Raw genomic sequence first — 11,139 nt, 5'->3', positions numbered from 1 at the left:
CATCATCCATACCAGAACTGAGTCCTAGGAACGCGGGATGCACATACGCTTTAAAGCGAAGCCCGTTCCAGAAATTTCCTGATCTCGAGAGAGTAGGCGCCAGGATGCGAGAACCTGAACATGTGGCCGGTGTGCGGCATGATGACTTCCTGCGAGCCCTTTATGCCGTTGAGGAGGATCTTCGCGGCCTCTTCGCCGATCAGCTTGTCTTCCCCGGGCGTCAGGATCAGCGTGGGGACCTTGATCTTCTTCAGCCGTGCCGTATAGTCCGCCTTTTCGATTGAGCGTATGCGATTGACGTAGGCTTTGTGGGGCGTTTCCTTGGCAAAGAAGGCGCGAGTCTTCCCGGTAGACCAGGGAATCTCCCCCTCCTTGTCAAACGATGAAGCCAGCTGCGCTGCGTGAACCCGAAGGGTTATCAGTCGGTAAAACGGTCCGGGGAAGAATGGAGCAAGCGCTGCCAGCGTCTTGAGCAAGGGCGACGTGATCGGACTCTTTGCAAAACCGCCAGAGATCACCAGACCCTTAAGGCCCTTCGGCTGTTGCGTCGCCACCGCGATTGAGGAGACTGCGCCGTAGGAGTCGCCAACTAAGACATAGCTCTCCAAGTCCTTCACCTGGTCAATAATGAAATCGGCCAATGTTTCCAGTTCGTAGACATCGTCCGGCAAGCGCAGGGTGCGCATGGCGCGACCCCGCAAGCAGGTCAGTTGGTTAAGCTGCCACGGGGCCCCTGCGAAGCAAGGGATCATGACCAAGGTGGGCTCAGTTTTCATGGGGTGTTCTGGCGAGTTGAATAAACGACGACCCAACTCTAGGAGGACTACGGCATTCGATCCAATGGCATCTACGCATCATGTCGATGCACGAGATTCATGGCGCGGCACCGGCCGCAGCAAGCCCCCGCCGATGCTTAGCCGGCGATCATCATGTTTGTAATCCACTCAATGGAGGGCTCGTTGGCTCGCCCGCGGGCTCGAATAACGAGCACCTCCCAAGTTGGTAGCGCCAAGGGCAGCTCAAAAAGGCTAAGCTGGGCGGTCTCCTGCATCCGTATTGCGACCCGCTCGGCAACAACGGCAATCGATTCCGAAGCGCCTACCATGAACGGAACAGCCAGAAAGCTCGTGCAGACGGTGCTTACCTTGCGGGTACGACCGAGACGCTCCAAAGCATCGTCGACAGCGCCCCGTGTATCACCGCGCGGCGAGACCAGAAGGTGAGGCAAGCGAGCGAAGTCATCCAGATCCATGTGCAGCGTCTTGCCTCGCTTGATCAGAGCGGGATGACCCTTGCGTGCGATGCCGATAAAACGCTCCTTATGAACAAGCTGGCAATCAAAGCGCTGCGGGATCTGAGCAAAAGAGCCCGACCCCAGTACGATATCGAGTTCACCGGCGTCCAACATGCGCAAGGCAGATTCGCGATCGGCCGGCCTGAGCTTCAGTACGACGTCCGGCGCCGCGGTCTGGATCATGGCGAGAACAGGGGCGATGACGGTCAAGATGGCATGATCGGTAGCCGCTACGGAGAGCGTCGCTTGCAAACGGCCTGGGTCGAACGGGCCGCGTGGGCTGGCAACGAGCCTGACCGACTCGAGTGCCGCCGCCACTCTTGGCATTAGCTCTATAGTCAGAGGCGTCGGCACGATCCCACGTGGGTTACGAGTGAAAAGCGGATCATCAAAGGCAGTACGCAACCTCGATAAGGCGTGACTGGTTGCAGATTGAGACAAATGCAACCTTGCGGCAGCACGGCCGACGTGCCTTTCGGCCCACAGCGCCTCAAGGACAACCAGAAGGTTGAGATCGAAACGCGTCAGATCGAGGAGCTTCATGCTGTTTGGACCCTTTGTTCATAATTCGATGTACGGAGCTTTCGTACCGTCCTTTCGGGATGGTCACCGTACGCAATAAAGACAGCGTGGTATCTGGGGGCAATGCTTATCGGGCGCAGGCAGGAGAGCCGCCCGCAGCGTCCCGCGCGCGCCCGACTCCGGCTCTAGGTCGTGCTCTTTCTCTTCGGTGCTTCCACGCGGCCGATCAAGCCCTCCGCAGGCTAGCTATTTGAGTGGTCGCTTCATCCGTTATCAACGGAGCAGTCTAGGCGTGCAAATCGGTCAAGGAAGAAGGTCATGACATGGCGGTATGGTGGAATGCTATCGGACCATATCAGTCGTTCTCCTCGCAATAGCCAATTTACTGAAGAAGCCGGTTCTGTGGCTTATAAGTTAGGCGCGGCGGTTATCTAGGTGCAAAAGAGCTGTAGCGAGATCCCGGTGGTGATTAGACTGCCGGCGGCAAACCGGCATTGCGACGGAGGGGCCGTCGCTAGTTGTATCCGCTCATCAAATAGTCGTCGTTATCCCATTGCGCGGTGGTCTCTGGTTCATCTGATAACGCCAAAATAGCTGGTCGAGTTTCTTGCTGCCGTATTGGCCGCCTTGGTCGAAATGAAGCAACACGGGCTTGGGACCGCCAAGCTATCTATGCGCATGCTCAAGCGCGTGGATGAAGTCTGTATCCGACCACCCCTCTCCCTGCTCGTCACCCGACGAGCGAACAAATCCAGCGCCACGGCCAAGTGGCGTCAACAGCCAGCGACTTCCAGTGGTTCGTGCACCTCTCGTGTAGAGAAGCAGTCTCCGTATATACCATTGGAATTGATGGGAAAAACCCTATGAAAACCAAGCGCAGAGCGAATATCCGGGGCGAAGACAGCCCCAAACGGGCTCTGTGGCATGGGCTGTTTTTAGGATTAATCCTATGTGGCCAAAGTAAGGGTCTGGATAGTATCCGCCTATGCAGAACCGGTAGCGATTGCGTCTGGTCTGTTGCCTCCTGAGTTCAGGTTGGCATTGAGTTCAACACTTTTAAGGTAACGATATGAAAAAGGCAGTAGCTCGCGCATTGATTTCTGGCGCAATGGTTCCCGGTCTGGCCTTGGCCGCGGATGGGAACATGAGCTTTACCGGCAATGTGACAGCCAATACCTGCGTGATTAACTCTCCTGATCTGACTATCGACATGGGCGACGTACCTGCCAGTGCGCTGGCAACTCCGGGCGCGCGTGCAGGCCAGACACGGTTTGAGATTGCGCTGACGGGGTGTACGGAAGGCGTGGCTAAGGTTGCCGCCAAGTTTGAATCAGGAACCGCGGATTTGAGCACGGGCAGACTAGGGCTAACCGCTGATGCTAATCAGGCGAAGAACGTACAGATCGCCATCTACGATATGGCTGACGCGGAGAACAAGTTTGGCCAAGCGCCGCCAACCTCTTCTTATCAGGACATCATCGGCGGCAGCGCCACCCTGCGCTATAGCGCGTGGTACGTTGCCACCGGAGTGGCCTCGGTGGGCACTGCCAATGCTGCGGCGACTTATACCTTGGCGTATGAATAAGGCGCTTCCATGATCTAAACGGATGCTTCACGGCGCAAGCCGAGGCTGCCATCACGCGCTATTAGGCTGGGCAGCCTTTTCGCTGACATTGGTATTGATCGCCACACATCTGTGTTGGAAGGAATAGGTATGCGCGGAATGCGCTTGTGAGGTCCGGAGAGGTTTGAAAATGAAAGTTCTTAGTGGTGCCGTCTGGTTGATTCTGCTTTTTCTGCACGCAAATTCTGCCACGGCAGCCGTCATGCTGTATGGCACCCGTGTCATTTATGATGCGGGAAAGCGGGAGCAACTAGTCCGCTTGAGCAATGAAAGCGACAGCCCTTTATTGATTCAGGCTTGGCTGGATGATGGGGTGGAAAAGGCAGTTGCGGAGCAGAAGGTGCCATTCATTCTTACGCCGCCGGTATTTCGCATGTCTGCACGGCAGGGGCAAGTTTTACGTATGCAATATACGGGAGAGGCCTTGCCGGAAGATCGTGAATCGGTTTTCTATTTGAATGTTTTGGAAATACCTCCCAAGCCAAAAATTGATAATGGACAGAATACCTTGCAACTGGCATTGCGCAGTCGCGTGAAAGTATTCTTTCGTCCAATAGCCTTGGCCGAAGGGCCTAAAGATTTGGGCGGCAAGCTGAAGTGGCGGCTGGTCAAAGAAAATGGGGCTACCGCCTTGGAGGTGCTTAACCCTACTGGCTTTTATGCGTCTTTTGCGAATGCGAGTGTTCAGGCAAAGGGCAAGCGGCACAGCTTGGAAACCAATATGTTGGGTCCAGGAGAAACTCGTATCTTTCGTTTCACCTCGCAGGTGCCTGGAAACGTGGATATGGAGAAAGTGGAATTTAACCTGATAAACGATATTGGGGCGAACGCTTTCAGTATATTTACGCTGCAGGATAAAAATAAGAATTGAAAGACCGGAAGATGAAGCCTGCTCACCGTAAAATATCCGCCTGTCTTATTGTGTTCGCTTGTGGTGATGCCTCCGCGCGGAATTCCCCGCCTCAGGCTGAAAATAAACAAGAGGCCGTCATATTTAATGATGTTTTCCTGTTTGGCAGCGATAAAGTGGACGTCAGCCGGTTCGCCACGGAAACACCGATTGAACCGGGCCTGCATCGTGTTGAACTCTATGTAAACAACGTCGGCATGCAGACTCGAGATATTCTTTTCGTCAAGCAGCCTGGACAGAGCAATGCCTATCCCTGTTTTTCGCAAAGCACTTTGCAGGCATTGGGTGTGGCGGTAGAAAAATTCAACGCGGATCAAAAGGCTCTGTTCAGCAAAGCCGATGACTGTGTAGCCATTAATTCGCTGTGGCCTGACGCTAGCAGCGAATATGACAGCGCGCAGCAAAGGCTTAACCTTAGCTTGCCACAGATGGCGCTGTCCAGGCGGAGCCGTGGCTATGTGGACCCGTCGCAATGGGATACTGGTCTGAATGTCGCCTTCGCCAACTACCGCGCGAATACCTACTATTCCGAACTGCAAGGTGGCGGCAGCTCACGCAGTGATTATCTTAATCTGACCGGTGGCATCAATCTGGCGGGAGTGCAGTTTCGTTCTGAGGCGAGCTATACGGGACGTTCGAACGGCGACCATCGTTGGCAGAGTGTGCGCTCGTATCTGCAAGGTAGTTTGCCAAATTGGCAGAGCCGCTATGTTGTTGGGCAAGCCTTCACCAGCGGCCGATATTTTGATGCTGTGGGGTTTACTGGCGTGGAGTTGAGCCGAGACGAGCGCATGGTGCCGGATTCGGAGCGGGGCTACGCGCCGGTGGTGAGAGGAGTTGCGATGACCCAGGCGAAAGTGGCTGTTCGCCAGGGCAGCTATCTTCTCTTCGAGACCTCGGTGCCGCCTGGGCCGTTTGAGTTTGATGATTTGTACCCGACTGGTTACGGCGGGGATTTGCAAGTGGAAATCACTGAGGCGGACGGCAAGGTGCGCGTCTACTCCATTCCATATTCAGCGGTTCCAGATATGTTGCGTGAGGGGGTGAGTCGCTACAGCCTGACAGCAGGCCAGTTGCGCGACCCTTCCATACGGAGCCAACCCTATTTCGCTCAGTTGTCATATAGCGTTGGAGTGAACAGCTTTGTCACCGCTTATGGGGCAGGTCAACTAGCCCAAAATTATGCCTCCGGTTTGCTTGGGGTGGGCTGGAATACCTTTCTGGGGGCGATTTCGGCTGATGTGACTAGTTCACAAGCGCGGTTATGGAATGGCGAAGCCTACAGTGGCATGAGTTTTAAATTGAGTCACAGCTATCGTCTCACGGCGACGGACACCAGTTTTTCCCTGGCGGCATACCGTTACTCCACTGAACGGTATTTGTCCTTGCGCGACTTCGCTTACGCCAACGATTCTATCGCCAATAGAGATATGGCTTTGCAATTTCCCCGCCAGAAAAATCGTTTTGATATCACTATGAGTCAGGCCTTGGGTAGCAACGGACAGCTTTACCTTTCAGGCAGCACGCAAACCCAGTGGGCGGGTTCTGGAAGGAGCACACAGTACCAGCTTGGCTACTCGGGTTCGTATAAACACTACAATTTTACAGCCAGTATTGGGCGAACATTAAATGATGCCAATCAAGCGGCTAATCAATTATTCGTTGGGGTGACGATTCCATTCGACCATTCGTCCGGCTCCAAGCTGAACAGTGTCAGCAGCGTAAGCAGCAATGGGGGGGACTTTACGCTACAGACCGCTTTGAATGGCAACCTGCCGCAAGACGATAGCGTGACGCTCGGGGCTTACGCCGGCTACGACAGCCAAGGTCGACAGTCCAACTGGGGAGCGAATGCGCAGAAGCAGTTCAGTAGCGTCAATTTACAGGGCTCACTCTCTCAGTCCGGTAGCTATAAGCAGTACTCGGCAGGTGCGGCTGGCAGCGTGGTGGCGCATCGCGGCGGGCTCTCTTTCGGGCAATCACTGGGTGAATCATTCGCCATTGTCGAGGCGCCGGGTGCCGCGGGTGCCGGCGTGCTGAATACGCGCAATGTGCAGGTGGATAGCAGGGGATTCGCTATCGTGCCCTATTTGACTCCATTTCGGATGAATGAGGTTGCCTTGTCGCCGGAAGGCATGGGCAGTGAGATTGAACTGAAACAGACCAGCAAAATGGCGGTCCCCTTGGGAGGCGCGGTGGTCCACGTTAAGTTTGAAACCCAGAGTGGTCGCAGTGTATTGCTGGAACTTCAACAGGCCTCGGGCAACCCGCTGCCCATCGGCTCAGATGTTTTAGATGAGGGTGGTGCGATTATCGGAGTGGTGGGGCAGGGTAGTCGCGCGTATTTCCGGGCGAGCGCAGACCATGGCCGGCTGACGATCAAATGGGGTGAGCAACTCGCTCAGCGCTGTGTACTTGATTATGACTTGGCGCATGCCGAAAACCGTGGGGCATTAGCACTTGCCTCAGCGATTTGCGCCCCAGAGAAGGTGAATTGATGAATAGTTCGCAACACAAAGGCATAGGCCGATATCAACTTGCCGGCGCACTATTGCTGCTGGTTTCAAGTAGCTGTCACGCGGCCCTCGCGGAGTGTTCCTGGAAGGGTTCCAATACCACCAATGTGGTGCAGATGCCATCCACCGTGTCTATCCCTTATAGCTTGCCGCTGTACAGTATCTTCCAAACCGCGCAGTGGTCGGCGCCCGCTCCCACCGGCATGACTGATGGCGACAAAGTGATCTTGCTATGCCGAAAACCGGGGGACCTGCAGTTGCAGGTAATGGCAGATCGGACAGCTCCGAATCCACGCGGTTCGTCGGGATTCATAGAAACGCTATCCAATGCGGTTAATGTCCGCTTTGTTTACGGGTATGACACCAGTAATAGCGCAATGTGGATGTCGGTGAAAAGTCCCGGCAATACGATCCTGATTCCCAATGCGGTGACAGTGGGGGATCAGGGAGAAGCGTTGAATCCCAGCGCCCCTAACACGGTGGGGGCGCCAGGAACTTACAGTGTCACCATCAACAAGCTGAAAGCGTTGACGCCGATGGTGGTGACAGTGGAACTGGAAAAGAACGCGAATACAGGTAGCGCCGCCAATTTTGGTGGTTACGATCGTGTCAGCATGCGAATGCAGCATACCAATTGGGGGGCCACTTCTACTGGCAGCCAGCTGTTGGGGCTGTTTCGTTTGTCCGCGACACGCTCTGTGATCGCGCCATGCGATCCTGTCTCCATTTCTCGACCTGTTCTGGATCTGGGGTCATACCCGCTGAAGCGTTTCACCGGGGTGAATACGGTCATGCCCAGCGTGCCGTTTACGGTGAGCATCAATTGCCCGTCAATGCCAACCACGGGCCGGGTGTACTATGGTTTCTCAACCGACTATGCCGACTCCTCCAGTCTAGATCTGATCGGTAATTTAGCGGGTGCAGGGAACGCCAGCGGCGTGGCTGTGGAGCTGTTGCAAAGTGATGCCAATACTAGACAGGCGCTGTTGCGTGCGAATGATTTGACCACGAACTGGCTGGATACCGGTATCAGGTCGAATGCCAAGCAGACCGTGCTGTCTTTTCATGCGCGCATGCGTCAGACCAAACCGGTGGTGACACCGGGGCAGATCAATGCTACGGCAACTTTTCTGATTAACTATCGGTAGGCGTGAACGATGATTTGGCAGGCCTTTCACCGGCAAGGAAATGAAAGGCTAGCTTTCACCCTCCGAGATGTTCTTGGCAATGACATCCAGTGCGGCGCGTAGTTGAGCTAAGGCGGGAGCCAACGCATCCACTTGGTGTTCCACTAGGTGCTGTTCCAGCTTGCCGGCGACAGTGACTAATTCAGGAACGTCCATGCTGAGTGCCAAGCCGTAAATTCGATGAGCGTGTTGGCGGGCAACGTCCCATTGCTGTTGTTTGATGGCGGAGTCCACACCTGCAAAGTCTGCCTCGTTGTACTCGATGAACAGATTCCACAGGTTGGCATCATAAGAGGAGGGCGGTTTGGCTATTTTTTCTACCGAAACATCCGTTAACCACATGGAAAGAATTTTTTGCAGATCAGCCAGCCTTAGCGGTTTCACCAGCAGGCCATTCATACCGCTGGCCATGCATTTTTCCTGATGCTGATAATCATTGGTAGCGGAAATGGCAATGATAGGAGTCAGCGGTAAGTTCTCCGCTTTTTCTTCTGCTCGAATCCGTTGCGCTACCTCGTAGCCATTCACATCAGGTAGGTGGCAGTCCAGCAGGATCAGCTTGACGTCCGATAGCTCACGCAGGATTGACAATCCGCTCATGCCGTTGCTGGCAATGGAGACCTCGCAGCCTAGCTCTAACAGTTGATCACGTATCAGCTGCTGATTGGCTGGATGGTCCTCTATTACCAACACTCGTTGGTTGTGGCCGATCTCTGGTCCACTTAATTCACCAAGGGGAACGATAGGCTCCTTGTTCAAAGGCCCACCGATTTCCGTTGGAATTTCAATGGTGAACGTTGTGCGGGAGTGCCCGTCGCTGTATAGACTAATCCGCCCCTTCATCAGTTCGACTAGGCGCTTGCTGATGGCCAGCCCCAAACCGCTTCCGCCAAACTGGCGATTGATGCTGGGGTCCGCCTGTACAAATGGGGAAAATACCGCTTTTTGAGCCTCCTCCTTAATGCCAATACCGGTGTCGCTAACCCGGCAGATGAGCATTCCGTGCGTTGGCTTCGCGCTATCCATGCGGAAACACGCTTGCAAAGTAATGCTGCCTTGCTTTGTGAATTTGATCGCGTTGGACAGAAGGTTGTGCAGTACACGCTGAAGATGAGAAGGATCCAGTAGCAGCGTACAGGAGGGCAACTCGGTTGCGTAGTGCATCTGCAGCCCCTTGGTCTCGGCTGCCAGACGATACAAGGTTGAGAGACCATTTAGGATATTGCCAGCATCCACAAAGGACAATTCCAGCGTTTCCTGTCCGGCGTCTAGCCGTGAGGTGCTCAAAATATTATTCAATAGTTGCAGTAGACTATTTGCGGCCAAGTTGGATTGTACAACCAGCTGGTGCTGTTTCTCGCCCATTGGCATGGCATGTAGCAATTCACCCGCAGCGATGATGGCATTCATTGGCGTGCGGATTTCGTGGCTAATCACGGCAAGAAATTCGCTTTTTGCCTCTTCTCCCATTTGTGCTTTGCGCATCAAAATATTGGCGCGACGCACGGTCCACAATAGCAAGAAAAAGGCGAGTAGTAGTATGGCGCCCTCTCCAGCGTAAGTACGTATCACTGTGTAAGCGGTAGGTCGTGTCGCAATTTCGTTTTCCCAGTCGGTGCGAACATCATCCACGTCATCCGCGGTCATGTTATCCATGGTTTTCTGGATAATACGGTACAGCAGCGGCTGACTTTTACTGATACCAAAGCTATAGATTGCATAATAGCCAGGCATTGACCCCGAGCTTTTGAGTTCGGGGAAGCGGTGATTGAGCATGAAGCGTGCATAGGTTTCTGGAACTAGGGCAATATCTGCTTTCATGTCAACCAATGAGCGAAGAGCCATGGTCGAAGTATCAACGGGATAGAAACTCACATTTAGGCCATCGCGTGCCATCCATGAGCGCGAGTTGTCGTTGAAGATAAAAGCCAGAGTCAGACCTTGTAGATCGTTGGCATTATAGATGGGCTTTTGATTGCGTCGGCTTATCACCATCAATGACTGCGTGGAGTAGGGTTGAGTGAAATAGTAGTTCTTATTCAGGCTAAGCTGGCTTATTGTGTCTTGATTGACACTGGCAAGCATGGGGGGCTTGCTGCTGGCAAGCGTCGTTACCCACTCCTTGGCTGAAGGTTGGAGGGTGAATTTGAAACGTAGCCCAGTTTGACGCTCGATGTGTTTCAGGTAATAGTATTCAATGCCGCGGAAACGTACTTCTCCGCTTTTGTTGCGGAGAACCGGAGTGGTGCGGAGCAGGTAAACCTCGACCTCCCTATGCTGGGCTATCCAGTCTTTTTCTTCTTGATTGAGGTTGGTATGCAGTCCATCTATTCCGCAGGCTTGTAATTGAGTCAGTAGAATAAAGCACAGACCCCGGTAGTATTTTTGCACCATCACCTCAGCTTCGCATTCAGGACAAACAACTCCTGATCAGTTTGGATTCCCAGCTTTTGAAATGCAGCATGCTTTTGCGTACTGATGGTTTTAATGCTGCGTGAAAACTTCTCCGCAATCTGTTTAGTGCCCATTCCGTCCAGACAGCACCTTACTACCTCACGTTCGCGAGGGGATAGTTTGGCAAAAGGGTCTAGAGCGGAAACATCTTTTTTAACTAGCGTGGAAACATCTTTTTTAAAGATGGTGTCGGAGAGCAGAATGTTGAGTTCGCTCATGACCTGTGGAGTTAGATAGATGCGACCGGCATTGACGGTGCGAATGGCGGCAGCCAAAGCTTCCACGGGTTGGGATTTGCTGAAAAAACCTCGTGCGCCAGCCTTTAGCATAATGTTGATGGTGCCGGGTAGATCACTGGCGGAGAGGACGAGGATTTTGCAACTGGGATAGCGCACTCTGATGGATTGAATTAGATTCAAGCCATCTATCTCGTTGTCGCTCAGCGTAAAATCCATCAACAATACATCTGGTATAGATTCCCGCAATGCGGCCAGTAGCTGTTGGCTGCTCGCATAGCTTCCCGTAATTTTCAGATCTGGGTATGCCATTAACTTTACTTCTAACCCAATCCGGATCAAATCATGATCATCTAGTATGATTATACTTATTTTTTTCTGCATGCTTTTGTCAAT

The 11,139-nt window shown here is 53.5% G+C and carries 8 protein-coding genes; 4 read left to right on the top strand and 4 right to left on the bottom strand.

What is annotated here, in order from left to right; genetic code table 11:
- Positions 1-50: 50 nt before the first annotated feature.
- Both ACUXV1_RS01645 and ACUXV1_RS01640 read right to left on the bottom strand, forming a co-directional pair.
- Positions 51-686, bottom strand: a complete 636-nt coding sequence (locus tag ACUXV1_RS01645; protein WP_208854821.1) for an alpha/beta fold hydrolase — start codon at positions 684-686, stop codon at positions 51-53.
- A gap of 227 nt (positions 687-913) precedes the next feature.
- Entirely contained in the window at positions 914-1,837 is a 924-nt protein-coding gene (locus ACUXV1_RS01640; protein WP_446014269.1) for a LysR family transcriptional regulator, read from the bottom strand.
- Positions 1,838-2,885: 1,048 nt separating this feature from the next.
- Here ACUXV1_RS01640 and ACUXV1_RS01635 point away from each other — a divergent pair.
- The 4 genes from ACUXV1_RS01635 to ACUXV1_RS01620 all read left to right on the top strand — a co-directional run bounded on the left by ACUXV1_RS01635 (position 2,886) and on the right by ACUXV1_RS01620 (position 8,014).
- On the top strand, positions 2,886-3,401 hold the full coding sequence (locus ACUXV1_RS01635) for a fimbrial protein (protein ID WP_446014270.1): 516 nt from the start codon (positions 2,886-2,888) through the stop codon (positions 3,399-3,401).
- A gap of 169 nt (positions 3,402-3,570) precedes the next feature.
- On the top strand, positions 3,571-4,311 hold the full coding sequence (locus ACUXV1_RS01630; RefSeq protein ID WP_114152266.1) for a fimbrial biogenesis chaperone: 741 nt from the start codon (positions 3,571-3,573) through the stop codon (positions 4,309-4,311).
- An 11-nt stretch (positions 4,312-4,322) separates the two neighbouring features.
- Positions 4,323-6,848 carry a fimbria/pilus outer membrane usher protein gene (locus ACUXV1_RS01625; protein ID WP_446014271.1) on the top strand — a complete coding sequence of 842 codons (2,526 nt, stop codon included), beginning with the start codon at positions 4,323-4,325 and terminating at the stop codon, positions 6,846-6,848.
- Positions 6,848-8,014, top strand: a complete 1,167-nt coding sequence (locus ACUXV1_RS01620; protein WP_446014272.1) for a fimbrial protein — start codon at positions 6,848-6,850, stop codon at positions 8,012-8,014. Before ACUXV1_RS01625 ends, ACUXV1_RS01620 begins: the two co-directional genes overlap by 1 nt.
- Positions 8,015-8,062: 48 nt before the next feature.
- On the opposite strand, the gene ACUXV1_RS01615 is transcribed toward ACUXV1_RS01620, so the two are convergent.
- Positions 8,063-10,447: an ATP-binding protein gene (locus ACUXV1_RS01615; RefSeq protein WP_446014273.1), complete on the bottom strand. Its 2,385-nt coding sequence runs from the start codon at positions 10,445-10,447 to the stop codon at positions 8,063-8,065.
- Complete coding sequence (locus tag ACUXV1_RS01610; RefSeq protein WP_446014274.1) at positions 10,447-11,127, bottom strand: response regulator transcription factor; 681 nt, start codon at positions 11,125-11,127, stop codon at positions 10,447-10,449. Before ACUXV1_RS01610 ends, ACUXV1_RS01615 begins: the two co-directional genes overlap by 1 nt.
- Positions 11,128-11,139: the final 12 nt, after the last annotated feature.

This window comes from Chromobacterium sp. W521 (genome assembly GCF_052805975.1).
This window is presented reverse-complemented; position numbering and strand designations above follow the sequence as displayed.

Excerpts from the sequence above, each read along its gene's own strand:
- ACUXV1_RS01645 (WP_208854821.1), bottom strand. The coding sequence starts at position 686 with ATGCGCACCCTGCGCTTGCCGGACGATGTCTACGAACTGGAAACATTG.
- ACUXV1_RS01640 (WP_446014269.1), bottom strand. The coding sequence starts at position 1,837 with ATGAAGCTCCTCGATCTGACGCGTTTCGATCTCAACCTTCTGGTTGTC.
- ACUXV1_RS01635 (WP_446014270.1), top strand. The coding sequence starts at position 2,886 with ATGAAAAAGGCAGTAGCTCGCGCATTGATTTCTGGCGCAATGGTTCCC.
- ACUXV1_RS01630 (WP_114152266.1), top strand. The coding sequence starts at position 3,571 with ATGAAAGTTCTTAGTGGTGCCGTCTGGTTGATTCTGCTTTTTCTGCAC.
- ACUXV1_RS01625 (WP_446014271.1), top strand. The coding sequence starts at position 4,323 with ATGAAGCCTGCTCACCGTAAAATATCCGCCTGTCTTATTGTGTTCGCT.
- ACUXV1_RS01620 (WP_446014272.1), top strand. The coding sequence starts at position 6,848 with ATGAATAGTTCGCAACACAAAGGCATAGGCCGATATCAACTTGCCGGC.
- ACUXV1_RS01615 (WP_446014273.1), bottom strand. The coding sequence starts at position 10,447 with ATGGTGCAAAAATACTACCGGGGTCTGTGCTTTATTCTACTGACTCAA.
- ACUXV1_RS01610 (WP_446014274.1), bottom strand. The coding sequence starts at position 11,127 with ATGCAGAAAAAAATAAGTATAATCATACTAGATGATCATGATTTGATC.